General features: G+C 60.8%; 24 protein-coding genes and 6 pseudogenes. 16 read left to right on the top strand and 14 right to left on the bottom strand.

What is annotated here, in order from left to right:
- Positions 1-5 precede the first annotated feature (5 nt).
- The 3 genes and pseudogenes from tnpC to QOV41_RS13200 form a co-directional block, all read left to right on the top strand.
- Positions 6-1,548: pseudogene (gene tnpC / locus QOV41_RS13210) on the top strand (IS66 family transposase).
- 224 nt (positions 1,549-1,772) lie between these two features.
- Positions 1,773-2,012 carry a tyrosine-type recombinase/integrase gene (locus tag QOV41_RS13205; protein WP_284577180.1) on the top strand — a complete coding sequence of 80 codons (240 nt, stop codon included), beginning with the start codon at positions 1,773-1,775 and terminating at the stop codon, positions 2,010-2,012.
- A 1,102-nt stretch (positions 2,013-3,114) separates the two neighbouring features.
- A pseudogene (locus QOV41_RS13200) lies at positions 3,115-3,511 on the top strand (transposase); the annotation flags it as partial.
- On the opposite strand, the gene QOV41_RS19785 reads toward QOV41_RS13200, so the two are convergent.
- Positions 3,508-4,146 (bottom strand): PilZ domain-containing protein, encoded by a 639-nt coding sequence (locus tag QOV41_RS19785; RefSeq protein ID WP_350149846.1) that lies wholly within the window; start codon positions 4,144-4,146, stop codon positions 3,508-3,510. The pseudogene QOV41_RS13200 and the gene QOV41_RS19785 sit on opposite strands and share 4 nt — an antisense overlap.
- Positions 4,147-4,278: 132 nt before the next feature.
- On the opposite strand from QOV41_RS19785, the gene QOV41_RS13195 reads away from it, so the two are divergent.
- Positions 4,279-5,040, top strand: a complete 762-nt coding sequence (locus QOV41_RS13195) for a hypothetical protein (protein ID WP_284577179.1) — start codon at positions 4,279-4,281, stop codon at positions 5,038-5,040.
- Positions 5,041-5,139: 99 nt separating this feature from the next.
- Here QOV41_RS13195 and QOV41_RS19780 read toward each other — a convergent pair.
- Together QOV41_RS19780 and QOV41_RS19870 are read right to left on the bottom strand one after the other, a co-directional pair.
- A pseudogene (locus tag QOV41_RS19780) lies at positions 5,140-5,526 on the bottom strand (FecR domain-containing protein); the annotation flags it as partial.
- Between the two features lie 287 nt (positions 5,527-5,813).
- Positions 5,814-6,144: pseudogene (locus QOV41_RS19870) on the bottom strand (transposase); the annotation flags it as partial.
- A 100-nt stretch (positions 6,145-6,244) separates the two neighbouring features.
- Here QOV41_RS19870 and QOV41_RS13185 point away from each other — a divergent pair.
- The 3 genes and pseudogenes from QOV41_RS13185 to vapC form a co-directional block, all read left to right on the top strand.
- Positions 6,245-6,425: pseudogene (locus QOV41_RS13185) on the top strand (ATP-binding protein); the annotation flags it as partial.
- 249 nt (positions 6,426-6,674) lie between these two features.
- Positions 6,675-6,908 (top strand): type II toxin-antitoxin system VapB family antitoxin, encoded by a 234-nt coding sequence (gene vapB / locus QOV41_RS13180; protein WP_284577177.1) that lies wholly within the window; start codon positions 6,675-6,677, stop codon positions 6,906-6,908.
- The gene (gene vapC / locus QOV41_RS13175) at positions 6,908-7,306 is read left to right on the top strand and encodes a type II toxin-antitoxin system tRNA(fMet)-specific endonuclease VapC (RefSeq protein ID WP_284577175.1); all 399 of its coding nucleotides are present in this window, start codon (positions 6,908-6,910) and stop codon (positions 7,304-7,306) included. The genes vapB and vapC overlap by 1 nt, the downstream gene beginning before the upstream one ends.
- Before the next feature lie 225 nt (positions 7,307-7,531).
- On the opposite strand, the gene QOV41_RS13170 is transcribed toward vapC, so the two are convergent.
- Positions 7,532-7,831, bottom strand: coding sequence for a sunset domain-containing protein (locus QOV41_RS13170; RefSeq protein WP_415926720.1), 300 nt, complete (start codon positions 7,829-7,831; stop codon positions 7,532-7,534).
- 590 nt (positions 7,832-8,421) lie between these two features.
- Between QOV41_RS13170 and QOV41_RS13165 the strand changes: the two are divergent.
- The 6 genes and pseudogenes from QOV41_RS13165 to QOV41_RS13145 form a co-directional block, all read left to right on the top strand.
- Positions 8,422-8,673 (top strand): annotated as a pseudogene (locus QOV41_RS13165) (transposase domain-containing protein); the annotation flags it as partial.
- 114 nt (positions 8,674-8,787) lie between these two features.
- Complete coding sequence (locus QOV41_RS19775; protein WP_350149843.1) at positions 8,788-9,156, top strand: AbrB/MazE/SpoVT family DNA-binding domain-containing protein; 369 nt, start codon at positions 8,788-8,790, stop codon at positions 9,154-9,156.
- Positions 9,150-9,533: a type II toxin-antitoxin system PemK/MazF family toxin gene (locus QOV41_RS13160; RefSeq protein ID WP_284577173.1), complete on the top strand. Its 384-nt coding sequence runs from the start codon at positions 9,150-9,152 to the stop codon at positions 9,531-9,533. The genes QOV41_RS19775 and QOV41_RS13160 overlap by 7 nt, the downstream gene beginning before the upstream one ends.
- A gap of 250 nt (positions 9,534-9,783) precedes the next feature.
- On the top strand, positions 9,784-10,155 hold the full coding sequence (locus QOV41_RS13155; RefSeq protein ID WP_284577171.1) for an antitoxin Xre/MbcA/ParS toxin-binding domain-containing protein: 372 nt from the start codon (positions 9,784-9,786) through the stop codon (positions 10,153-10,155).
- Positions 10,148-10,675, top strand: coding sequence for an RES family NAD+ phosphorylase (locus QOV41_RS13150; protein ID WP_284577169.1), 528 nt, complete (start codon positions 10,148-10,150; stop codon positions 10,673-10,675). The genes QOV41_RS13155 and QOV41_RS13150 overlap by 8 nt, the downstream gene beginning before the upstream one ends.
- Positions 10,676-11,234: 559 nt before the next feature.
- A complete protein-coding gene (locus QOV41_RS13145) occupies positions 11,235-11,381 on the top strand; it encodes a hypothetical protein (RefSeq protein ID WP_284577168.1) in 147 nt (48 codons plus the stop codon).
- A 288-nt stretch (positions 11,382-11,669) separates the two neighbouring features.
- Here the strand turns inward: QOV41_RS13145 and QOV41_RS13140 are convergent, their stop codons facing one another.
- Positions 11,670-12,167, bottom strand: coding sequence for a BA14K family protein (locus QOV41_RS13140; RefSeq protein ID WP_284577166.1), 498 nt, complete (start codon positions 12,165-12,167; stop codon positions 11,670-11,672).
- A gap of 285 nt (positions 12,168-12,452) precedes the next feature.
- Between QOV41_RS13140 and QOV41_RS13135 the strand changes: the two genes are divergently transcribed.
- Positions 12,453-12,656, top strand: coding sequence for a hypothetical protein (locus QOV41_RS13135; protein ID WP_284577165.1), 204 nt, complete (start codon positions 12,453-12,455; stop codon positions 12,654-12,656).
- Here the strand turns inward: QOV41_RS13135 and QOV41_RS13130 are convergent.
- Positions 12,653-13,948: a GGDEF domain-containing protein gene (locus tag QOV41_RS13130; RefSeq protein WP_284577163.1), complete on the bottom strand. Its 1,296-nt coding sequence runs from the start codon at positions 13,946-13,948 to the stop codon at positions 12,653-12,655. The genes QOV41_RS13135 and QOV41_RS13130 overlap by 4 nt on opposite strands.
- 126 nt (positions 13,949-14,074) lie before the next feature.
- Here QOV41_RS13130 and QOV41_RS13125 point away from each other — a divergent pair, with 126 nt between their 5' ends.
- Positions 14,075-14,224 (top strand): hypothetical protein, encoded by a 150-nt coding sequence (locus tag QOV41_RS13125; protein WP_284577161.1) that lies wholly within the window; start codon positions 14,075-14,077, stop codon positions 14,222-14,224.
- 675 nt (positions 14,225-14,899) lie between these two features.
- Positions 14,900-15,085 carry a hypothetical protein gene (locus QOV41_RS13120; protein ID WP_284577160.1) on the top strand — a complete coding sequence of 62 codons (186 nt, stop codon included), beginning with the start codon at positions 14,900-14,902 and terminating at the stop codon, positions 15,083-15,085.
- Between the two features lie 220 nt (positions 15,086-15,305).
- Here QOV41_RS13120 and QOV41_RS13115 read toward each other — a convergent pair whose 3' ends face one another.
- The 8 genes from QOV41_RS13115 to QOV41_RS13080 all read right to left on the bottom strand — a co-directional run bounded on the left by QOV41_RS13115 (position 15,306) and on the right by QOV41_RS13080 (position 23,075).
- Positions 15,306-15,461 (bottom strand): hypothetical protein, encoded by a 156-nt coding sequence (locus QOV41_RS13115; protein ID WP_284577159.1) that lies wholly within the window; start codon positions 15,459-15,461, stop codon positions 15,306-15,308.
- 380 nt (positions 15,462-15,841) lie between these two features.
- Positions 15,842-16,087, bottom strand: a complete 246-nt coding sequence (locus QOV41_RS13110; RefSeq protein ID WP_284577158.1) for an SOS response-associated peptidase family protein — start codon at positions 16,085-16,087, stop codon at positions 15,842-15,844.
- Positions 16,088-16,187: 100 nt separating this feature from the next.
- Positions 16,188-17,369, bottom strand: a complete 1,182-nt coding sequence (locus QOV41_RS13105; RefSeq protein WP_284577156.1) for an MFS transporter — start codon at positions 17,367-17,369, stop codon at positions 16,188-16,190.
- 275 nt (positions 17,370-17,644) lie between these two features.
- Complete coding sequence (locus QOV41_RS13100; RefSeq protein ID WP_284577155.1) at positions 17,645-18,712, bottom strand: osmoprotectant NAGGN system M42 family peptidase; 1,068 nt, start codon at positions 18,710-18,712, stop codon at positions 17,645-17,647.
- Entirely contained in the window at positions 18,709-19,533 is an 825-nt protein-coding gene (locus QOV41_RS13095; RefSeq protein WP_284577153.1) for a FadR/GntR family transcriptional regulator, read from the bottom strand. The genes QOV41_RS13100 and QOV41_RS13095 overlap by 4 nt, the downstream gene beginning before the upstream one ends.
- Positions 19,534-19,537: 4 nt before the next feature.
- On the bottom strand, positions 19,538-20,341 hold the full coding sequence (locus QOV41_RS13090; protein WP_284577151.1) for an ATP-binding cassette domain-containing protein: 804 nt from the start codon (positions 20,339-20,341) through the stop codon (positions 19,538-19,540).
- Positions 20,338-22,131: a dipeptide/oligopeptide/nickel ABC transporter permease/ATP-binding protein gene (locus tag QOV41_RS13085; protein WP_284577149.1), complete on the bottom strand. Its 1,794-nt coding sequence runs from the start codon at positions 22,129-22,131 to the stop codon at positions 20,338-20,340. The genes QOV41_RS13090 and QOV41_RS13085 overlap by 4 nt, the downstream gene beginning before the upstream one ends.
- Positions 22,128-23,075, bottom strand: coding sequence for an ABC transporter permease (locus QOV41_RS13080; protein ID WP_284577147.1), 948 nt, complete (start codon positions 23,073-23,075; stop codon positions 22,128-22,130). The genes QOV41_RS13085 and QOV41_RS13080 overlap by 4 nt, the downstream gene beginning before the upstream one ends.
- Positions 23,076-23,094: the final 19 nt, after the last annotated feature.

Raw genomic sequence — 23,094 nt, 5'->3', positions numbered from 1 at the left:
TGGCCATGCTCGATGCCGCCGAACTTCCCGATGACATTGCTGCCCTCAAGGCGATGCTGATCGCAGCGGAGGTGCGTGATCAGCGCAAGGACGAGCGGATCGCTCAACTGGAAAAGCTGGTTGCCGCGTTCAAGCAGGCGGCCTTCGGGCGTCGATCGGAAAAGAGCGACCCGGACCAGTTCGAGCTGGCGCTGGAGGATCTGGAAATGGCAATCGCGGTTGTCCAGGCCGCGGAGGACGCCGAGGACCGGCTGGCCCGACGTCCGGCCAAGCCGCGCAGTACCAATCGTGGTTCACTCCCCAAACACCTGCCGCGGATCGAAGAGATCATCGAACCCGAAAGCCTGGTCTGTGGCTGTGGCGGCGGGCTGCACTGCATCGGCGAGGACGTCTCCGAGCGGCTCGACGTGATCCCGGCCCAGTTCCGCGTGATCGTGACCCGTCGCCCCAAATATGCCTGCCGGTCCTGCACCGACGGCGTGGTGCAGGCGCCGGCGCCCGCTCGGCTGATCCCTGGCGGGCTGCCGACCGAGGCCACGGTCGCCCATGTCCTGGTCAGCAAGTATGCGGACCACCTCCCGCTCTATCGCCAGGCGCAGATCTTCAGTCGTCAGGGTGTTGATCTGGACCGCTCAACGCTGGCCGACTGGGTTGGTCGGGCCGCCTTCGAGTTGCGTCCGGTCTATGCTGCCCTAATGGCGGATCTGAAGCGCTCATCCAAGCTGTTCATGGATGAAACTCGCGCGCCAGTGCTCGATCCCGGTGCCCGCAAAACCAAGACCGGATACTTCTGGGCCCTGGCCCGCGATGATCGTCCCTGGAATGGCACCGCACCACCCGGTGTTGCCTTCACCTATGCCCCGGGCCGAGGTGGTCTTCATGCCGAACAGATATTGCAGGGCTTTGGCGGCATCCTGCAGGTGGATGGCTATGCCGGCTACAACCGACTGATCGCGCCCCCGCGTCGGCGCGGGTATCCAACTCGCCTATTGCTGGGCCCATGCCCGTCGCAAGCTGATCGAGATCACGCGCGCCGGCACCGCCCCGATTGCGGAAGAGGGTGTGCGGCTCATCGGCGAGCTCTATACCATCGAAGCCGAGATCCGAGGCCTGGGCCCCGAACAGCGTCTCGCTGCTCGCCAGGAACGATCCGGACCAGCCGTCGCCCGGACAAAGGCTTGGCTCGACCTTCATCGCGCCCGCGTCTCCGCGAAAGCGCCGCTTGGGGAGGCCTTGAGCTACATCGCCAAATACTGGTCGGGGTTAGTGCTGTTCCTCACCGATGGCCGCATCGAGCTCGACAACAATACCGTTGAGCGGACCATCCGCCCGATCGCGCTGAACCGGAAGAACGCGCTCTTCGCCGGCCATGATGCCGGTGCTGAAAACTGGGCTGTCATCGCCTCGTTGATCGAAACCTGCAAGCTCAACGCTGTCGATCCCTATGCCTGGCTGGCCGCAACACTCCACGCCATCATCGCCGACTACAAGCAGAGCCGCATCAACGATCTGCTGCCGTGGAACTATGCTGCAAAGCTGGGCGATTGACGCTCTTGGCTCTGGCGGCATAATCGGAAACCACCAGCAACGAGGCGCCCTCCCAATCAGTTCGAGACCGACAGCGAGGCGCGCGATGCTGCCTTAGCCGCTCTAAACAGCGAAGGAGCCATCGCCTTCATGCGCGGCAACAACGTCGTTCAGTTCCCTCGACCCTGAGCCCAAGTGGCCGCAGAACACCGCTTACACTGCGCCCGATATATCACGAGAAGGTTTTGCGCCGGTTTCTTGATCCGGTGGTGGTCTCCCGAGTCCTCAAAAAGTTGGCACATCGGCACGATCAAGAGGCTGAACTCGAGCGGGACGTTTCTGGCCATTCATTGCGGGTGGGAGCGGCTCAGCAGTTGACGATTGACGGTCATGGCGTGCTGCAAATCATGCGGGCCGGTGGCTGGAAGTCCATGAATGTGGTCGCCCGCTACATCGAAAACGTCGATCTTGATCTTTGGAGGTAGAGCAACTCCGCTACGCACCGTCGGGGGGAATTCTTCCGGCGGAGGCGCACCCGACTACGAGTCTGGGGGCAGGAATTCGAATCTCTTCGGGCGCGCCACCTAAATCTCCGAAATCGCTGCTGCCACGCCGAAAGACTGTGCCGCCAATTGCCTCCATGGCGCTGTCGGAACCGCTCTATCGCTGCCGCCGGAAGCTCCAGCCGCAATTCGGTTCGGGAAGGCTGCCGTCGATACGCGTATTGACGCTCCCCGGCGCGCCGAAAATTACTCGCATTCGTCCGCTTTCGAATATGCAGCCCAGACTGTATTCCGAGGCTCCAATTCCTCTGGCGAAGTCAAGACAGTCTCGTGGACGCCATGTGTCTGGAACCGGAATGGTGTCACGCCAGTCGTTGCTTACGAACACCGAGCACACCATCATTCCCTCATTGCGACGGTCTCCACGGACAGCACGGTCTTGCTCAACCCTCTCTGGAAAAGGACCGAATAGAAGCTCCCCTTCAAATCGCTGTTGCGCTTCAATCGGTAAGCCATGTGAGAACAACAGAGCGGCGGCGATTGTGACAATCATAAGTGCGCGCATATCGATTTCCTCCACTGGCGGCATAAAAGGCCATCAGCCGGAACTTCCGGATTTGCTCCCAAGTTCCGTAGCACGCTGCTAGTCCGCAACCGCCTCCTGCGCTGCGGCATCAACTTCCGCACTCTGAACGAGCGGGAGAAGGTAAGGCTAACCCAGCACCAGCACCCCCAGAACGAAGGTGAAGCTCGCCAGGAGTGCGACGTGGTGGACGTGGACCCTATGCGGCAAGTTAGAGCGCTGAGGTCCTCTTCGAGGCGATTCAGCAGTTCCAGATGTGCGAGCAATTGGAGCTCGCCACCCGTTTGGGTGGGGCGAAAGGTTCTAACACCTACTAGACCGGCGACAGCGCCCGAGCACTCGGGCCGCGGAGGCGGCCTTGTAGTCCAGGTGACTACCCGTAGGCCTCCAATCACCCCCGCTGACTTCAATTTCTTCCCTTGAACTGCTGGTCGGCAACGGCGGCTGTCGCCGATTCTAAGGCATCAGCTCCCCTTCGCTGGATCTTATTGCTTACAACCCGCTGACGCGGGCGAAGCCTCAATGCTCAAAAAGCAACCAATTAAATTCTGCGGCGGCCGCACCAAATTGTCCAAGTATGGCAATGCACGCATGCGGCGGACCCTGTGGTTAGCCGCGCAGGTGGCCATTCGCCAGAAGGAGAACAGCTTTCGCGATAAGTTCGAGCGCTACATAGCTCGTGACCGGGGACAACCCCGAGCTGCGGCACGCGCTCACCGCGATAACCGCCAACATGGCGCGTGTTGTCCACGCCGTCATCAAGAGCGGTTCCGACTACCGCCCCTTCTGTGGGGGCAGACCAGCTGAAAGCCGAACGCTAGCAATCTCGGGGGGAAAGTGCGAGCTCGATTGGGTCAGTGGTGCCCCCCGCCTGCACCAAACCTCTTGCCGCGGCTAATCTATATAGAAATAGAAGGCGGAATTCGCGTCCGGTGCCAGCGGGAGGAGCAATTCTTCGTTGGCGCCTTCATCTTGTATAGACAAGAATTGAACTGCAAATCCTTCATCCAGGTGCCTGACGACCTTTCCGACGAGTTGGCCAACCGCCAGTGGTTCGCCAACTCCCGGTCTCAATTCGACCGCGACCGCTGCACCGGAAGCAGAGACATCCAGTACTCGGCAGCTTGCGGTCCTCGCATCCGCAAGCAAGAGCGTGCTTTCCCTTCTGGCTGGCCTCCACCTCTTGTAACTCCGATTGTCAGCTGCAGCATGAAGGACGCGCTTACGGTACCAAACAATCTTGGCTGACAATTTGCGTCGACCTGCCTCATCCAGGAGCAATCTTATGGCGAAGCCGCCATCAACAGCCCGCTCTACACGCCCGAGGAAACCACCAATGGCCGCCAGCTGAACAACTAGCTTTTGCCCCCGCCCTAGCTGCTTACCACAGGAAACTACTACTTGGATCGGGCTGAGCGAACTGGTCCAGCAGGACACTGCCGAGTTCGACACGGGGCGGTCAGACTTATCCAGAAGCGTCAGCCTACTGGCGACTCCCCCAATGAAACGTGCGTATTGAATGGTACTACTCATCGGTTGAGCCACAGGGCAGCGGGTCGTAAAAACTTACGGACCTAAAGCAATTGAGCAAACACGCGGTGAGGACGCGCGCAAACTCTATCCTCTGCGATCGCCGCCACCGTTGCCGCCGCCATTGCTACCACCTTGGCCACCACCCTGGCCGCCATTGCCGCCACCGTCGCCGCCGCCCTGGCCGCCGCCATTGCCACCACCGTTTCCACCGGTGTTGCCACCACCCTGGCCGTTACCGTTGCCGCTGCCCTGGCCATTGCCATTGCCGCCGCCCTGGCCGTTGCCGTTGCCGTTGCCGTTGCCGCTGCCCTGGCCATTGCCATTGCCGCCGCCCTGGCCATTGCCGTTGCCGCCGCCCTGGCCGTTACCGTTGCCGCTGCCCTGGCCATTGCCATTGCCGCCGCCCTGGCCATTGCCGTTGCCGCCGCTCTGGCCGTTGCCGTTGCCGCCGCCCTGGCCGTTACCGTTGCCGCTGCCCTGGCCATTGCCATTGCCGCCGCCCTGGCCATTGCCGTTGCCGCCGCTCTGGCCGTTGCCGTTGCCGCCGCCCTGGCCATTGCCGTTGCCGCCGCTCTGGCCGTTGGCGTTGCCGCCGCCCTGGCCGTTACCGTTGCCGCCGCCCTGGCCATTGTCGTTGCCGCCACCCTGGCCATTGCCATTGTTGCCGCCCTGGCCACTACCATTGTTGCCACCCGGGTCATTACCGGTGCGGTTCTCGACGGGTTCGCTCGAATTTTCTTCGTCACCGCTGATCGAAGGAACGCCGGCAAAGGGAGCGAAGCTTGGAGAGGTGCCCTCACTGGCACTCTCGGCTGGTGCACCGGTCTGTTCAGGCAGCACCACTTCCCCAGCAGAGTTGCGAATGGTGGGAAGCTCAACTCCACCATCCGCTGACACGTCAAAACGACCCTGCGGGTCAACGCTGGCGGATTGTCCTGGGGTGATGTCCACACTGGTGCCGGTATCTGGATCAGCCACGCTCACGCGGCCGCGATCCACACCGACGCTTGCGCCCGTGTGTCCGCTCCTGACGGCAAACAGCGTTCCTTTCACAACTGCAGCCATGTGTGGCGTCACAACCGCGAAATGGTTCACCTCCTGCTTTTCTACCTCGACGGCGACTTGGCCATAGTGCTGGTGCAGGTTGGTGAACTTCTCGCCGTCTCTGTCCAGGATCTGCACCATTGTGTGCCCCGACAGGTCGATTGACTCGGCGCCCCGCGTGAACTGGACTCGGCCATTGCCGAGGGTCTTTATGTATCGCTCATCAGACACAACATCGCCGCGCTGCAGCGGCAACCATTGCCCGTCTTGGAAGGCGAGTACAGAGCCGCGCAGTTTTGTGGCAACCCAGTCGTCGGCGGCCGCTGCGTGTACCATTGATTGCGCTATTCCTGCCATTAGAATGGCGGCTAGGTGTCTGCTGATCTTCATACCGCTGCGGACGAGCCGCTCCCCCTAGATGTATATGGCCTTAGGGTGCGCGTGCGGGATTAAGGGGAGCTTGAAACGAAGTGTCTAATTGCCGGGAATGCTCGGTCGGCGTTTCTCTCCATTTAATGGCACCGGTTGCATTCTCTGCATTCGGCTACTCTCTCGGCACGAGAACAGCGATGTCTCACTTTTGGCAGACGCGCTCAGGGTGGGACGAAAACTGGGAGAATATCGAGGCCGTGTCGAGATGCCCTGGATGTAGGACTCCTGGATCACTGCGGTCAGAGCCTTCTCGGCCAGCCGCCGAGGCTCCAGGAACCCCGAAAGTAACTGCCTTTGCGCAGCTTGGGGATGCGCAGCTCGATCGTGCCGGCCTGCGTCCAAGTCCCGTTCGCGGTAGCCATTGCGCTGCGGGGCGGCGGCGCGGGGAGTTGTGCTTTTCCTCCCCACTTTGGCCGGGCGCTGGACCTTGATAGGGGATTGCGAGCCAATGCTCGCCGAAGGAGTGCCCCCGTGGCCCGGGAGAATGTTCGATAACGCCTGATGTCGAACAACCGCCTCGATGCGGGGGGATGTGCGACAAACCTGATGTCGAACACCGGCGGAGATGTTCGACAGCACCTGGTGTCGGCCATTGCTCACTGCAGCTTTCCACCTGCGCGACCCGGGAATGGGTAAAACCCAATTGCTACGGCCCTCGGAAACCAGGCGGTGCAATACCGGCACAACAAGGTTCGCTTCTTCGCCACCGTCGACCTGGTCAACGCTCTCGAGCAGGAAAAGGCCTCTAAGGGGCAGGCCAGCTTGCTGAGCGCCTGCTGCGCCTTGACCTGATTATCCTCGATGCAACTTTCTCGGGTGATCGCCTGGATTGAGACGTTTCTCCTGGCTTGCGGGATCTCACCGCGCTGTTCGGTATGCATTGGTATGCACGGCAGCTGACCCACACCATGTTGCCGTGTGGGTCGTGTGCGTAGAGCGTGGCGTTTACCTGCGGTACGTAAGACAGTATCTCCCCGGAAATTGCGCGTGGCTCTTGCCGAAGGCCAGCAGATGCTCCATGTATATCCCGAGAGGATATACATGGGGTTGCGATGACCAAGTCCACCATCTTCATGAGCAATCGCAGTCAGGCGGTCCGGCTGCCAAAGGCCGTGGCTTTCCCGGGCCATGTCCATCAGGTCGATGTTCTCAAAGTCGGCAGAAGCCGCTTGATCGTGCCACAGGGGCAACGCTGGGACGACCTGTTCGAGCTCGGCCCTCGGGTCAGCGGAGATTTTCTAAGTGAGCGCGAGCAACCTGCGGCAGAAGAACGTGAGGCTTTCTGATGCTTACCTACATGCTCGATACCAACATCTGCATCTATGTGATGAAGACCTATCCGCCTGCTCTTCGGGAAAAGTTTAATGCATTGGCGGAGCAATTGTGCATCTCCAGCATCACCTTGGGTGAACTCCATTATGGTGCAGAAAAGTCCATGCGCCGTGCTGAGAACCTTGTTGCCATTGATCATTTCGCCGGTCGGCTTGAGGTACTCTCCTTTGCGGAGAAGGCGGCCAGCCACTACGGACAGATCCGCGCCGAGCTGGAGCGAGCCGGCACGCCTTGCAGACCGCACGACATGCAGATCGGTGGGCATGCCCGGTCAGAAGGCCTGATCCTGGTAACCAACAACATGCGGGAATTCTCCCGCATGCCGGGCCTGCGTAGCGAGAACTGGGTGTGACCACATCCACTGGTTCGCCGTCTCGACTCCCATTCCGTTCGACCTGACCTCGAGGGCCAACCTCTCGAGCGAGGGCGGCCTTGCACACCAGATAGGTGGGGGGTGCGGCGGTGAACACACCCTGGTCTACCCGCAAATGCCGATGAAACCTGATGTCGAACAACCGCTTCTATGTGGCTCATGGGATAGCGCTGCTTTCGTGTGGCCAAACATGCCCCGTGCTCGTTAGAAGCCGGCTCGACGCCAACCTGCAGCGCGTGCTTCCTGTTCCGAGCAGAAATATTTCTCGCCATATTCGGGCCGGATCACCGTTTCTGCATAATATCGCTGGCCCGGCGTGTGGTAGATCCGTTCGCCGCCACTGATGCTCACATTGCCCTTAATGGTGCAGCCCGCCGCGCCGAAGCTGCCAAGCACCGCCTGCATTGCTGATTGCCCATGATCAGGAGCAAGAAGGCCATAGGCCCCCACGAAGCCAAAAGCGGCAGCACTAATCACGGGTAGCAAGGAAGATCTTCTCTGCATCGCACAACGCTCCTTTTTCGCAGGTAAGGATGGTTGCGGCTGCCGTTCAACTTCAGCGTGGCCGTGTGGTAAAGCAGAAGTTGGTTGTTCCGCCCGGAACCGCCGCAAAAGTGGGCGGCGGTAAGAGAAGTTGGCGTTAGGCCAATTCCATCACCCACGTCCATCTGAGAGCCGCAAAGGCCCCGCACCATCCCGGTTGGTTGAGGAGGCCGCCACTGCCCGCAATGGTCTGCCGCGCCCCGTACTCAGGACAAACCTCTTACGGAAACATCTGGATAGCGGCTACGCTGAAGTCATTGGGAGTGCAGAGCACTGCCGAGTGTTGTGAACTATCCGGGATGGTAGCGCGTCCGGGTCATAATTCGCCATGCCGGCAAGGCGCGCGAGATGCTGAATGCGTCCACGGTGGACGTCCAAGGCCTGGTCTGGTGAGCACTGTCTCAACCACGCCACTTATGCTGGCGCGTTCACTTCTTGCATGAAAGGGAGCTGGCCATTCAGCCGTCCGGGTGCGAGCGCGGCCGCTCCCCATGCAAGTGGCTGAATGTCCGACAAGAAGCCTTGTCGGACAATCCCCGGCGCAACGGCCGTTGTTCGCCGGCTCCGATCGTAGCGGGCAGCGGACTGCTTTCATGTAGAGCCTCATCGTAACCGCCAAGCTCAACGATGTTGATCGGCAGGCCTGGTTCGCCGACGTTTTGTATCGTATCGCCGACCATCCCAGCCACCAACTCGAAGACCTGCTGCCCCGGAACAGAGGTAAGCGGGTAGCCGAGAAGTTCCAGGGAAGATGGAAACGGCCAGTCAGGCGCATCCTTGAAAAAATGAAGCGACAATGTTAGATATAGTCCGACATCGAAGGTTACGCGGCAAGGCTGATGACCTTCGAGTAGAAGGGCCCCGCGAAAGCCTGGTGGCATAGATCGTGGGTTCAAGGGTCCGAGGAAGGCAAGGGAATGATTGAGAGGGGCGCGGCCAAGGGCGGCAAGTCCATGCTAGAGGAGAGGCGGCGCATTGGCACTGAAGCCCCCAAGCGGGTGCTTACCCACACAACTCTGAAAAAAGCAGGCGGGTCGCTGATAATGACGGTGCCGGCGCCGGCCCGTCATGCACTTGACCTGACCGAAGGAACGGAAATGACAGTTTCCGTGGAAGGCTCTCGGCTGATCGTTGAGGCGGTTCAACCGACTGGCCCAAAGCGCCGGCTTCGTCGACCGGCGTATACCTTGGACCATCTCCTTGCCGAATGTGACTTCAGCTCGCCTCGGTCCGAGGAAGAGCAAGCCTGGATCGACGCTCCCCCCGTGGGGCGTGAGATTTGGTAACGCCGCAGTACCCTCATCCCGGCGACATTTATCACCTGAACCTGTCACCATCCGCCGGCAGTGAACAGGCCGGCAAACACTACGCTCTGGTGGTGTCTGTCGGGAAGTTCAACAAAGCATCCGGGATGCCGTTCTTCGCGCCGATCACTACGGTGGGCAACAAGTCGAAGGCTCTCGGCGTCGGGGTCAATCTGACCGGCGCCGGCACATCCATTACCGGCACCATCCAGGTCGATCAAATCAAGGCACTTGATTGGCGCAAGAGGGGAGGCACGCCGACCGGAGAGAAGGTGCCGGATTACATCATGGATGAAGTCCTGGCCAAGTTCGGCCTGCTGTTCGGTCTCTACCTTCCTGAGGACGAGGAAGAGGAATAGACCGATGCCGTCTGGGTTGTTTGGGACGGGAACTTCCCCCGTAAAAACGCCATCGGCGAACAGAACTGCCAGAGGCAAATAGTCGTTTCGAGGGAAGGGTTTTATCGGGCGGTATGGTGCCGAGGGTGCCGGCAGCCCGCGGTCATTGGCGAGACCGACTAGCGCGGGGGCGGCTGGACACCGTCTTGAAGTGGGCAGAGTTTGCGCCCATATTGACCGGGAGATGACCAATGCGCGATCGGAATGTGCTATGCAATCCCAGGGTCTTGAAATTGGTGCCACACGCTTCGGCGATGGTAATTCGCCGTTCCTTTCGGCGCACCGGCTCTCCGAGCAGCTCGGGCTCCACCAGTCCGAACTCGCGAGGCTAATTGGGATCGCTCGCAATACCCTGGCGGCCAAGTCTGCCAGTCGGAAGGTCGATGCGGCCCTCAGCCCAATTGTCCGAATTCTGGCCATGGCTGCGGAGATGGCCGGCGATGAAAACCGCGCGGTGATCTGGTTTAAACATCAGCCCATCCCGGGATGGGCTGGCAAGACCGCCTATGATCTCGTTGGAGAGGGGAAGAGCGATCGCGTTCTGGCCTATCTCGAGGCTGTTCGTTCGGGCGTTTATGCCTGAAGGCCCAGCGCCACCGATCATATTGTGGCGGGCCTATGTCCCCCGGTGGTCATATCAACCCTTGTCGGGGGAGGGGGCTGCTCGGTTCGGCGGCCGATGGAATCCGCTGGGCGTTCCGACCATCTACGCGGCTCGTGAGCTTTCAACGGCCTGGGCGGAGTACAATCAGGGCTTCGTACAGCATTCAGCTCTGATCGCCCAGTTGCACCTGACTGGCGCATACCTCCCTGATTTGACCGTTGCCACAGTCTTGCGACAGTTTGGCTTAGAGGAGAGCATTCATCAGATCGAATGGCGCTCCGATCTCGACAGCGGCATCGTTCCTGCCACTCACACTGCATATCAAAGACTGGTTGATGCCGGCGCCGATGGCGTCGTCTATCCGTCTTACATGTCGCCGGGCGGCACCTGCGTCGCACTTTGGCGTTGGAACCGCCCAGGCCAACCCAGGCTTGAGATCCTTGACCCCGAAGGCCGGATGCCGAAATCACCGGCGTCCTGGGGGCCTCCCAAAGAGTGAGTTGGCGAAGTCCGCACGCGAGACATGATCAGGAGCGGCGTCGAGCGCAATCGCGGGGGGGCAAACAACCACACCATGTTTGGCGATTTAGTCCATGGCCGCAATATCTCTTGGCCATAACTCCTTCGGCTTTTCCACTCCACTTCAGTCCAGGTCCGTCGAGTGCCAGTAGCAACGGCGTGCGGACATCGGGAACTTTCGCTCTTGCGGTCAGCGCATGTGAGGACCGGGAAGCTCGGCTATTCGACCGATGTTTCAACAGGTTGGCTCCAACACCGGAATCAAAGTCTCAGCTTTACTGGCCTGGCTGATGCCGCGAGAGCAAGAGGTCGAGCGGGTGCCAAACCATCATGCGCTTTGGGGCTTGGACTGTGCTGGTTCGAGTGCTTCGGGTTGCACTCGGGAAAGGCAACCATGCGGCCATAGGCAAACAAACGGGCCTAGCCGAAATGCGCCAGTGGAAATCCTGCCTCTCCTGGCGTGCGCCAAAGCCCCGCACCGGGCGATGAAACCTTCTGCCGGACAACGGCCCCTGACGGGGGGATGTGCGACAAACCTGATGTCGAACAACCGCCTCTATGGGTTAAAGGGTCGAACGAACCTCGACACCGGCGCAGTTTTCACGGGCAGGCTCGTCGTCGGCATGTTCGATGACGTTACTCCTGACGGACCAGTCGAGATCATCGACACCAAGAGGCGACCTTAGGTTTCCGTTTCTGTACACCAGTGGCATTCGAGCCATCTGGCGGGGCCTTGGATCACCGATCAGGCTCGGGGTAGATGGGACACCGTCGGTGTCCCCAAAGTCTGTTGCACGTCCAAATGACCGTTAAGCCCTCGTTAATACCGCAGGCGCAAATTGTTAGCGATCCTCCCTCTCTCCTCCCGAGAGAACCTAAGGCGCTCCCATAATCGGTCGTAGCGCCTTTTCTTTGTCGCCAAGGAGAAGGGCGGCTCCGAAGAACCGCCCTTTGCGCGTCATTGCCTGTAATTGTTAGCGCAGATAGGGAGAGATGCACTGCTGGCGGGGCCCGTTATAGGGCTGGAACGTGTTGTCCGAAGCCCGGTAGGACCGGAAGCGGTTCTCGCACCAGACCAGGTGCTCTCGGGTGATGCGCACCGCGCCATAGCTGTTCCCATGGCGAGGCGCTTGGTTGGTAATCACACCGCCGATAATGCCGCCAATGATGGCGCCGGCGAACGCCTCTGGGGGGAACCAGAAACCATTGTAGCGCTGATAACCACGGTGGCGATCACGACTGCCACGATGACCATTGAAGTACCAACCGTCGCGGCGTCGCTCAAACCGATCGCGAGCATTCCAGCCGCGGTCCCGTTCCCATCCGCCCTTTGGGGTGCCCCATGACTGAACGTTGATGAACTGCGCGCCTGTTGTAATCTGTAACTGCCCCGCCGATGCTGGCGCCGCTGCCGCTCCGAAGCTCGTGACAGCCATGATTGCAGCGCAAGCGCCGGCAATGATCTTCTTCATTTCTTAGCTCCTCGTCGGTCCACCCACCGCAGGACTGAGCAATGTCGAAGAGGGGAGGGTCGTTCAGACAAAACCTGGTGGCAGTATTCACCTTGTCGAGAGCAGCAGAGAACCTCGATCGGGGGCGCGGGTGGCTGTGTCAGCTGCAGTCCCCTGCGATGCTATCGATTGTCGCCCTGAATTCCACACCTCGTCAGGGCAAGAGGCGGCCATGATCATCTGCACTGATGCCGAATTAGAAGTCGCTGAGGCTTTCACTGCCATTGCCGAAATGGGAGGCCATCCATGCAGCGCGTCGTCATCGCAGTTGGTCCATCCGGCAACAATGGACATGAGGACAAGGCCGACGAGATCGGCATTGTTGTGGCCGGTGAAGGCGTCGACGACCGCAGCTACATCCTCGGCGACCACAGCTGTTCCATGTCACCTGATGGCCGAGGGCGCAGTGCCGTTCTACCGCCTGTTTCGGGCCTAAACAGTGGATGCTAGAAGCTCTGTTCGGCAGAAACCACGCGGAACTTGTGTGGAGACATAGATGTCCGATCCTTGCCCTCAGCTTTGGCTCGGTAAAGAGCCGCGTCGGCTCTGGACATCATTTCGGCGAGGCTCTCACCCAGGTGCCTGACGTGAATTCCGATGCTGATCGTCAGCCGATAGCTGTCCGGCAGATCGTCCAATCGTGCCGATTGCAGCTGCTCGCGAATGTTCTCTGCGGTTTGGAACAGGCCGGCGCTTGGCCGCTGACGGAAGAACAAGGCGTATTCTTCGCCGCCCGCCCTTCCGATGGCGTCAGCGTTGGCTACCTCGGTAAGGATGCGGGCGACGTGGACAATCACCTTGTCTCCCGTGGCATGGCCGAAGGTGTCGTTGATCTTCTTGAAGTCGTCGATGTCCGCGATCATTACCGCTGCTGGTACTGAGCCGGCACGGGCAGCCGCGAGTTCTGAAAGCAATTGCTTTTCGAAACCACGGCGATTGAGCAGCCCGGTCAGGTAGTCTCTTTGTGTTTCGCCACGCAGCTCTGAAATGACCTGCATGGCAAGCGCGCCGATAAACGTCAGCGTCACGACTATCGCAAGCACCGGCGTGAATGCCACCACTGTGCCCCAGTATTCAGAGGATGTGAAATCTCCTCCTTCGTTGAGGTCTAGGGTATTTAGCCAAACTGCAAGTGGTCGGACGATCGCGAACAGGAAGATGAGCATAATCAGGCCAACGAATAGCCAGTCAATTTCCGAGCGGGGTCTCGATTTGACGAGAAGCCATGCGGTTTGGCCAGTGATCAGGGCATAGGCGAGGCTCATCACGTAGATGCGAGCCTCAGTCGAAGGTTGCACCAAAAGGTACCAACTAAACGCAACAGCGGTGAGCACACTAAGCCAAACCAGCGCCATCGTTGGTATTCGCAGCTTGGCGCGCATCAGCGATCCAGTACAGGCCAGGACGATGGCCACATAGAACGCTATGTTGGTGCCGTAGCGCAGTGCTGGTCCTTCTAGATGATGAAGATAATCACTCATGGCAAACGCGGCGCCGTTGAACAGGAATGCGACGCACATAAGCAACAGGTATTGCGAGTCGCGCCGCCTGAGCCACAACACAAGGAATAAGCTTGCGAGCAGCAGGCTCAGGATCGGGTTCAACAAGGCGAAAAAGAACTGACCAGGCACGGCGCCAGTCCACTTCATGGCAAGTCGCGTCGTCGCAACATTGCTTGTAAACGCCAAAGAACAATTAAGCGGGTCAGCGCCAGGACAAATTTGATAGGCGCCTCCAGCCAAGGAACTGCGAAGCCATGACCGAAGCCATCGACACCAAGCACCCGGATTACATCGCCCCGGCTGATCAGTGGCGCCCGATGCGCGACACGAAGGGCGGGGAAGGTGACGTCAAAGGGGCAGGGTCGAGTGCCTGCCGAAGCCCTGAGCTTCAACGCTCAGCCCGATGGTGGCACGGCGCTCTACGCCGCCTACCAGAAGCGGGCCCCCTGCAACCAACTGGACCCGCGTCTCCTTGCCGCGCGCCCGCTGGCTCCGGCTGGTGTGGCCGTGCTCTAGGAGATCGATTTGCAAGGGCGAGGCAGTGCAGAATCACCGAAGCTCAACTTCGATTACGCTCTCATCACTGCACCAGTAGACCGAATTATTGGCGCGGCCGGCATTGAGCATGTTGATGGTGAGGCTGCTTCTGCAAACGCCGTCCGGCACCGTGACAGGCCTGCTGCAAACAGGCTTACTACCGCAAGCTCCGCTCCGATCTCACCAGGATCTACCCAGACCTTGAAAATTGATCGGCCAGTCTTGTTTGTAATTTCAAGGGTGTAGGTCGCAGCAGAGCTCGAAGCTGTTGCAAGGCATAGCGCAACCAGTGAAGCGGTGAGCAACTTCATAAGGTGTTCTCCCATCGAGATTCCACCAGATCGCGTCGAAGGATCGCCATCAATCGCGTGGCTCTCGCAGCATCAGCTCAATGGGCTATGAAGCCCTGGCCGTGACCGCAGGCTGCGATTTGGCGAACAGCCGATCAGCGCCGCCCTTAATGTCGAACTTGGGTGTGAACAGAATAGCCGCCGCTGTGACCAACAGAGCGGCTTTAGACGCGGCTACGAGAGCGCGTTTCTCACGGCGGGTAAGCATATCGAACCTGGGAATCGTCTCGCTGAGGTTGGGCAACGAGAACGCTGGCGTTGAGATCCTCCATCCGCCGGAAAACCGCAAGAGGAGAGTTAAGCGATGGTTCTCAACCGCAGCGCTTTTGAACAGCCTCACGTGGGGCGCCTGATCCATGGCCCGCAAGCCGACTACCAGGCAGATCATCGGCTGCTGGACGAACACGCGCCGCTGATCCGCAAGGCGTTCATGGAGAGCATTGCCGATGTGCGCTCTCAGGTGACGCCGGCATCCGTGGTCGAGGCCTGAAGGTCATGGGCGATCTGTCGAATGAGTTGTGCCGGAGAAGGACCAGCGGCGAGCTATAGGCTTTAGAAAGGACTCGTTCACCGTACCTGGAGCGAAGCCGGTAGAAAGCGCAACGAAGATACGGCTGGAGAATTTCAGGAGCTGACTGGCCTCCTAAGCAAGTCAGTGACGGCCTTGACCAGCCCCCGGTCGGGGCCGTCGTCGTTACACCAGGGCCAACCTAAACCGCGAACCATGGGTTCTCTGGAAAGTCACCCCGCAAACAACCGGCGAACGCAGGAGTGTCCTCCTCGTACTCGAGAACGAGACAGGCAGCCTGACGATCTTCGAAGGGGAAGTTGCTCACATAGGTAAGCCCCGGCTTTAGCAGTTTCAACTCTGGACTTCTCTGAGGAGATGCCGCTCCTGCATCGAGAGCTGGAACGACAGCGATAAGAGCTAGGCACCCAAGGGCGGCCGCAAGAGAACGCATTTGCGCGGCTCCGGACAAGTTAATCGAGGCCGTAGGATCGAGGCTTATGGTTGTCGAAAGGTTAAGGCGCCGATCACCTCCTGGGTACTCAGAAGCCCGTCTAGAGCGAATTTATCAACGGCTTCTTGGTTTCCCGTGCCCTCGTACCGGCGGTTATTCGAGGCTTGGCTGACCCGGAGGAACTCCAGCTGGCTGGCGATCTGGGCTTTCAGAAACAGGGCCTTTGGCGTTGGTGCCCTAAAGATCGGTGTCCAGCCAGCTGCCTTAGGCTTCGGATAGCAGCATCACCGGCATGCGGGTGTGATGTCGGCGATCTCCGGCACCGCCGGCGCCGTGATGATGGTGCAGCTGGTGACGCCCAGATTGTCGTTATGGGCCCAGATGCCGGCGAAGGAGAACGGCTGCCCATCCGGCAGCTGCAGGAGGCAGGGGTCCTTGCCGCCGTCCTCGGCCTTGGTCCACTCGACATGGCCATCGGCAGGAATCAGGCAGCCGCAGGACTTGAAGCCCTCGCGGCTGTCGACACTCAACCATCGTCGGGCATATCGCTGCGGGCAGCGCATATTTCGGCACAACAGGGCACCGGCCCGTCAGAGTATCCTCGAGCGCCGCGATGATCTCTTTTTTGTCTCATTCTCGGTGGGCCCGACCACCAATGCACCAGAAGACCAGTGCCCCCAGAAACGACAACGCGCCCAAAAAGGCGATGACCCCACCCACGCCTCCGAGCCACTCGACGGGTGCGGACAAGGCCTGGATCGCCGCCGCCCCGGCAAAGAACGCCAGATTGACCGCGGCAAGGGCCTTGCCGGCATCGGCGGTGTCAACTGACTGGCGGCCCAAGGCAAAAAGCAGCGGCTGCACCGACACAGCAATACCGAAGATGACCAGCAACACGATATCGTAACTCACCGGCAGTTCGGCTCCCAAACAAAGGGCGACAAGCACGGCCCCGGCCAGCAGATGTCCCCCTATCAGCAGAGCGCCTTTCCTCTGGACACGCCGGTCCACAAGGCTGATCACCATGGGCATGGTGATCAGCATCACAGTCAGCACGAGCATCACATTGCCCGCGCCGACACGGTCCATACCCTTGACCTCCATGAGCCATGGGCCCGCCCACATGCCGCGTATGCCGATAACCACGGCAAAGGAAACAAAGGCCAGGCAAATGACCCCACGCAGGACAGGTGAGAGGCCGATTCTCACCACCTGCCGGAATTCCGAGCCGGCATCGCGATCCGCCGAAGGTGCGCCCCGATCGGCCGGAAGAGCCAGCCAAGCAAAAAGGGCAAGGCTCAAGGCCAGGACAGACGACACCAGGAAGGCAGGCTGCCAACCAGCCACTTCGATCAGATAGGCCATGGGACTGGCTGACAGCAGCATGCCGCTATTGCCCACTGCCAGGACCAGGGCGGACCAGAGCGCAAAGTTGGCGCTGCTCAGAGATTTGGCCGCGTAGGTGAGGGGGCACAGTAGCATACCCGAACACCCCAGCCCCAGCACGGCCTGGCCCAGCAGAAAAGCTGCCGGATTCGAAGCGAGTGCAGTCAACAAAGCACCTGCGGCGATGGTGGCGATCAGCACCATGAAGACGCTCTTGACGCCGTAGCGGTCAAGCGCAACGCCGACCGGGATTTGCCCTGCCGCAAAGGCAAGGTGGTAAACACCAGTCATGGCGGCGACCTCGCCGGGCGACACCGAAAAACTCTCGGCGATGACATCGGTCGAGACCGCCGGGAGGGTGCGTACGAGATTGGAAATGGTGTGCCCGAGCGCCAGCAGCAGCAGCGCCCCTGTTCCAGTGGTCATATTGGAGAATGTCGATACACGAGGGACTGCACGACCATCTGTGTTCATGTTCAAATCACTGCTTGTTGGACGGTCGTCCGGACCGGATTTGCCTGTTTGGATCTTCGGGCTCCAGTGCTGAATCTTCTATGCCAGCTTGTTAGGACGGGCCGCGCGCGGATCTGCATCCAGTGCGGCCCCTCTTGAACTTGGCACGGTGTCCGCTGCATCAATGAGGGGGTGGGTGGCAAGTTGCAGGGAGGCATTGGCGAGGTCAGTTGCTGGAGAGAACGGGACTAGTCCCGGCTCGCCTCGTATGTCTCGGCCGGGAGCGGCACAAGAGGACTTTCGACATAGGCGCAGATCAGTCGGGCTAAGGCAACGAGCGAGGCAATATGGGTGCGTTCCCAGCCATGTGAGCTGTCGAGGGCAAAACAGGCGAGCCCGACGCGCAGATCCCAGCCGGCCTCCACGGCAGCTGCACTATCGGAGCGATAGTGGCGAAAGGTGTCTCTGACATGGGGAATGCTGTTGATCTGGCATAATGAAAGCAGGTGGCGGGTGAGAGCGGTGTCGAATGGCCCCTGCCGATCGCGCATGGCAATAGCCAGGGAGTCATCGCGGGTTGCCTGGTTCGGGCCAGAAACGGAATTGTCGATGGCAACCAGTTCCTGTACGTCCGGCCCGAAACCATGCGTGCCGCCGATGCCGATCTCCTCGGCAATTGTGAACATCACCTGGCACGGCACTGCGGGCAAGACGTCGCGGTCCTTGAACGCCTTGAGAGCGGCAAGAAGTGCAGCGCAGCCGGCCTTGTCGTCCAGATGCCGGGAGACGATGAAACCCTCAACGACTTCTGGCTGGGCGTCCACCGCTACCATGTCACCGACATTGAAACCCGCAGCCTCCAGATCGGCGCGGTTATAGACCGGCAGGTCCAGTCGGATTTCAAGATTGTCCCAGCTGGCTTCTTGGGTATCGACATCAGTGTTGAAGCGGTGTCCGGAAGCCTTTAGGGGCAGAATGGTGCCGCGTGCCTGGCCCGTGTCGGTGAAGACCGAAACGCGTGCGTCCTCGGCGAAACGCGCGGCCCAGGTGCCGGTGTTGCGCAGGGCGAGGCGCCCATTGTCCTTGAGCTCGGTGACCATGGCGCCAAGGGTGTCCAGGTGAGCTGCCAGTGCTCGCTGCGGGCTGCCCGCTCCAATGGTGACGAACAGAACGCCCCGCCGGGTGAACTGAGGTGAATAGCCAAGGTCCCGCAGCCAACCGGCAACGAGAGCGGTGGCCGCGTCGGTCATGCCCACCGGACTGGGCGTGCGCAGCAGCGCACTCAACTTATCAAGGAGGTAGGTCTGGTCGATCATCGCGCCACGGCCTTTCGTGACCTGGTGGCCCCGTGCCGGGTCTCCTCCAGAAAACGATCCTCCAGCCGAGCCTGAAGATCGAGCATATGCTGTTCGGCCTCCTGCATGTGCTCGGTCATGATCGCCTGGACCGCTTGCTTGTCCTTGCGCCGCATGGCCGCAATCAGATCGCGCTGGTGCTGAATGCCGGAGCTGCGCAGTACTGGTTCGGGCTGCTGGTAGATATCCTGGCAGACCGTCAGATCTTTGAGGAGCCGCTGGAGAAAGCGGCAGGTGAAAGCGAGCGCGGGATTGCTCGAATATTCGGCAACCACGCCATGGAAGTCGAGTTCGGCCATGCGCTGGTGCCAGCGTTCTTGGGCATCGGCTGGCTCATGGTCATAGATGGCAATGATCTCGCCGAGACGCTGGAAACCGGTCTCATCGATCAGCTCGACTGCATCAGCGGCGACAAGTGGCTCAAGCACCTTTCGCATGGCGTAGATGTTGGCGATGCTCAGATCCTTGGCGAAAAGGAAGTTGGACAGAAGGCTCATGGCCCGGCCTTCCGACATGCGCTCGATGAAGGCCCCGCCGCCAGGACCGGTGCGAACGCGGATCAAACCTTGAACCTCGAGGCCCTTGAGAGCCTCGCGCACGGTGCTCTTGCCCGCTTCGAACTGGGCCATGAGCTCGCGCTCCTGGGGGAGGCGGTCTCCGGGCTCGAGCCCGTGCTCGACAATCATGCGCTTGATGGCGTCCACGATCTCGTCGGTACGCTTGCGCTTGGCAGCGGGTGCTGCAAGGTCAGGCAGATCTGCGATGGTGTTGATTGAGGTCATCGGCTCAGGCTGGGTGAGTGGGCGCGAGGCGCGGCGCACTGGCGAGAAGATTGCGGGTGTAGTCGTGGGCGGGGGCGGCAAATATCTGCCAGGCGTCACCGGTCTCGACGACTTCGCCCAGATACATGACGGCGACGCGGTCGGCGACCGATTCCACAACGGCCAGATCATGACTGATGAAGAGGTAGGAAAGGCCGAACTCGCGCTTCAGCTCGTCAAGCAGCAGGAGGACCTGGGCCTGAACGGAAACGTCGAGTGCGCTTACCGGCTCGTCCAGAACAAGGATGCGCGCGTCCGCAGCCAGCGCTCGAGCGATGGCAATGCGCTGGGCCTGCCCTCCGGAGAACTCATGGGGAAAGCGCTCCAGCGTGTTCGACGGCATCTGCACTGCATCAAGCAATTGCCGCTTGCGCGCCGCTCCGGCAGCGGCATCCAGGCGGGCGAGGCGTCGGAGCGGCACGTCGAGTATCCTGTCGATGGTCTTGCGGGGATTAAGGGAAGCGATTGGGTCTTGAAACACATATTGAATTATGCGGCCGAAGGCCGGAGCGCCCTCAGAGCGCAAATCAGCCGCGCTCTTGCCGGCAATGGTAATGCTGCCTGAAGTCGGACGCTCGAGGCCCACCAGCATGCGCGCCAAGGTGGATTTACCCGATCCGCTTTCGCCCACGACAGCCAGCGTCTCGCCGTCGCGCACCGAAAGGGTCACGTCACGCACAGCATGAAGGGCCCGGCGCTCCCGGCCAAAGAAGGTGCGGCCGCCGCCAAAGATCTTGTTCACCTGGTCGATGGCAATGGCGTCGGTCATGCCCGGGCCTCCGCCGCTGCAAAGAGCGGGCGCACCTTGTCGAGGAACAAGCGGCCCTCGCCGAGTTCGGGGACGCAGGCGATAAGACGCCTGGTGTAGTCGTGTTGCGGGGCACCCAGCACTGATGGGGTGGGACCTTGTTCAACGATCTCCCCCTCCTTCATCACGGCTACGCGGTCGCAAACGCCGGCCACGACGCCAAAATCATGGGTGATGAGAAGGAGGGCCAGGCCACGACTGCGGCGGAGGTCTTGCAGCAGATCGAGAATACGCGCCTGTACCGTGACGTCGAGCGCCGTGGTGGGCTCGTCAGCAATGATGACGTCAGGATCATTGGCGAGTGCCATGGCGATGCCGATGCGCTGGCGCTGCCCGCCTGAGAGTTCGTGTGGGTACGCACTGGCGCGGTGTTGCGCATCGCGAATACCCACGGTCTCCATTAGTGAGACGGCGCGCGCCATGGCCTCCCGCTTGCCGACCGGCTGATGCGCGGTAATAGCCTCGGCGACCTGGTCGCCCACCGACAGCAGCGGATGCAGTGTCGTGAGCGGATCCTGGAAGACATAAGACACCCGCGCTCCCCGCTGCGCGATCATCTGGCCTTGCGGAAGAGACAGGAGGTCGGTTCCCTCCAGATAAACAGCGCCGCCGCTGATGACGCCCGGAGGAGAGGGGACAAGCCCGAGCAGCGAGAGGGCCGTTACGCTCTTGCCCGATCCGCTCTCCCCGATCAGGCCCAGGCATTCGCCCTTGCCTAAGCGGAAGCTCACGCCTCTTACCGCCGGTACAGTGCCGCCGCTGGCGCGGAAACCGGTCTCCAGATGCTCCACTTCCAGCAGGTCAGAGTAAGGGCGCGTCGGCGCCGGCGTGATCTTTCGATCTATGGTCGTGACAGACATGGGGCGGCTGAGGGCACCGGAGCGGAGTCGCGGATCGAGCACATCGCGCACCCCATCACCGAGCAGGTTGATGCTCATGACCAGTGCAAAGATCATGAGGCCGGGGATCATCGATACATGTGGCGCGGTGAAGAGCTGCGCGCGGCCCTGGCCCAGCATGGAGCCGAGATCGGAAGTGGGTGGCTGGGCGCCAAGGCCGAGGAAGGAGAGGCCCGCGGTTTCAAGGATCATCCAACCCACAGTGGTGGACATGGTGATGACGATCACCGGCAGGACGTTGGGCAGGACCTCGGTAAAGAGGATTTCCGGATGGCTTTTGCCGGAGAGGCGCGCCGCGTCGATAAACTCGCGATGGCGGGTCGAAAGAACGACGCCGCGGATATTGCGGGCAAAGAAGGGAATGTTGACCAAGGCGATGGCGTAGAGCGCGTTGAGCAGCCCCGGACCGAGCACTGCAACAATGGCGAGCGCCAGGAGAATGTAGGGAAACGCCATCAGCATATCGATCAGGCGCATCATGACATTGTCGGTGTGTCCGCCGACATAGCCCGCGACCAGCCCAATGAGTGAGCCGAAGAACGCCGCGATCAGAGTGGCGCTGAGCCCAACAAGGATGGAAACCTGGGTGCCCCAAAGCAGGCGGGCCAGGATGTCACGGCCGAGATGGTCGGTGCCGAGAAGGTGCCCGGGTGAGAACGGCGGCAGGAGCCGGTTGGGCTGATCGGTGAGGTCGGGGTCGGGCAGCGGCAGGATTGGCGCCAAAGCTGCAAGCAGGAGGATGGCCCCAAGCAGGAAGAGGCCGCCGGCAGCCATCCGGTTGCTCATCAGCAATTGCCAGCTTGAGAGCCGCGCGTGGGTCTTTACGGGAAGCGGCAGAGGAATATCGGTCATGCCTTGAGCCTCGGGTCGAGCATGGCCTGGGCAACGTCGGTCGCCAGATTAACCAGCACATAGGCGGTCGCCGCCACGAGCACACCACCTTGTACCAAGAGGAGATCACGCGTCGAGACGGCCTTGACCAACATGGCGCCCAGGCCTGGCCACTGGAACACCGTCTCGATGTAAACCGAGCCGCCCAGAACGAACCCGGCCTGAACCCCGATGACGGGAATGATGGAGACAAGCGCTGCGCGAAAAGCATGGCGATAGATCACCTTGCGTTCCGACAAGCCCTTGGCGCGTGCTGTCCGCACGAAATCCTGCCGCAGCACCTCGAGCATGGCAGCACGGGTGAGGCGGGCGATGACGCCGGTTGCAACAATGGCCAGGGTCGCGGCCGGGAGAATAAGGTGGCGCAGGAGGTCAGGCAGGTCGCCGCCGCCATAAACGGCATACATGCCCGAGGCGGGGAGGAGACGCCACTGCACGGCAAAGAAGAAGATAAAGATCAGGCCGAGCCAGAAGGCGGGCATGGAAATGCCGATCAGCACAAAGAAGGTCAGGATGCGATCGGTCCAGCCAAACTGGCGCACGGCTGAAGCGATGCCGGTGAGCAGGCCCAGTATGGAGCACAGGACGAGCGCCGTGCCGGCCAGGATCATTGTAGCACCAAAGCGCTCCAGCACTTCATCGAGCACGGGGCGGTTGAGGATGTAGGAGCGGCCGAAGTCACCCTGGACAAGGTTGGTGATCCAGATGAAGTACTGCTCGGGTAGCGAGCGATCGAGCCCCAACGCCCGGTTGATGCGGTCGACATTCTCGGGCGTTGCATAGGAGCCCAGGATCGCCAGAGCCGGATCGCCGGGGATCATCGCCATGATGAGGAAGACGATCACCGACAACCCCAGGATCACCGGCACGGCTGTGAGAAGGCGTCGGACAATATAGCCAGTCATGGGCACCACCACCGCGGCA

Origin of the sequence: Devosia sp. RR2S18 (genome assembly GCF_030177755.1) — a bacterium.
Classification (GTDB): domain Bacteria; phylum Pseudomonadota; class Alphaproteobacteria; order Rhizobiales; family Devosiaceae; genus Devosia; species Devosia rhizosphaerae.
Note: the sequence above shows the minus strand (reverse complement) of the source record. Positions and strands in the feature narration are given on the sequence as shown.

What these genes read in the sequence shown, in the direction of transcription:
- QOV41_RS19785 (WP_350149846.1), bottom strand. Translation starts at nt 4,146, where the DNA reads ATGAGTAGTACCATTCAATACGCACGTTTCATTGGGGGAGTCGCCAGT.
- vapB (WP_284577177.1), top strand. Translation starts at nt 6,675, where the DNA reads ATGACCAAGTCCACCATCTTCATGAGCAATCGCAGTCAGGCGGTCCGG.
- vapC (WP_284577175.1), top strand. Translation starts at nt 6,908, where the DNA reads ATGCTTACCTACATGCTCGATACCAACATCTGCATCTATGTGATGAAG.
- QOV41_RS13170 (WP_415926720.1), bottom strand. Translation starts at nt 7,831, where the DNA reads ATGCAGAGAAGATCTTCCTTGCTACCCGTGATTAGTGCTGCCGCTTTT.
- QOV41_RS19775 (WP_350149843.1), top strand. Translation starts at nt 8,788, where the DNA reads ATGATTGAGAGGGGCGCGGCCAAGGGCGGCAAGTCCATGCTAGAGGAG.
- QOV41_RS13155 (WP_284577171.1), top strand. Translation starts at nt 9,784, where the DNA reads ATGCAATCCCAGGGTCTTGAAATTGGTGCCACACGCTTCGGCGATGGT.
- QOV41_RS13150 (WP_284577169.1), top strand. Translation starts at nt 10,148, where the DNA reads ATGCCTGAAGGCCCAGCGCCACCGATCATATTGTGGCGGGCCTATGTC.
- QOV41_RS13145 (WP_284577168.1), top strand. Translation starts at nt 11,235, where the DNA reads ATGTCGAACAACCGCCTCTATGGGTTAAAGGGTCGAACGAACCTCGAC.
- QOV41_RS13140 (WP_284577166.1), bottom strand. Translation starts at nt 12,167, where the DNA reads ATGAAGAAGATCATTGCCGGCGCTTGCGCTGCAATCATGGCTGTCACG.
- QOV41_RS13135 (WP_284577165.1), top strand. Translation starts at nt 12,453, where the DNA reads ATGCAGCGCGTCGTCATCGCAGTTGGTCCATCCGGCAACAATGGACAT.
- QOV41_RS13120 (WP_284577160.1), top strand. Translation starts at nt 14,900, where the DNA reads ATGGTTCTCAACCGCAGCGCTTTTGAACAGCCTCACGTGGGGCGCCTG.
- QOV41_RS13105 (WP_284577156.1), bottom strand. Translation starts at nt 17,369, where the DNA reads ATGACCACTGGAACAGGGGCGCTGCTGCTGCTGGCGCTCGGGCACACC.
- QOV41_RS13100 (WP_284577155.1), bottom strand. Translation starts at nt 18,712, where the DNA reads ATGATCGACCAGACCTACCTCCTTGATAAGTTGAGTGCGCTGCTGCGC.
- QOV41_RS13095 (WP_284577153.1), bottom strand. Translation starts at nt 19,533, where the DNA reads ATGACCTCAATCAACACCATCGCAGATCTGCCTGACCTTGCAGCACCC.
- QOV41_RS13090 (WP_284577151.1), bottom strand. Translation starts at nt 20,341, where the DNA reads ATGACCGACGCCATTGCCATCGACCAGGTGAACAAGATCTTTGGCGGC.
- QOV41_RS13085 (WP_284577149.1), bottom strand. Translation starts at nt 22,131, where the DNA reads ATGACCGATATTCCTCTGCCGCTTCCCGTAAAGACCCACGCGCGGCTC.
- QOV41_RS13080 (WP_284577147.1), bottom strand. Translation starts at nt 23,075, where the DNA reads ATGACTGGCTATATTGTCCGACGCCTTCTCACAGCCGTGCCGGTGATC.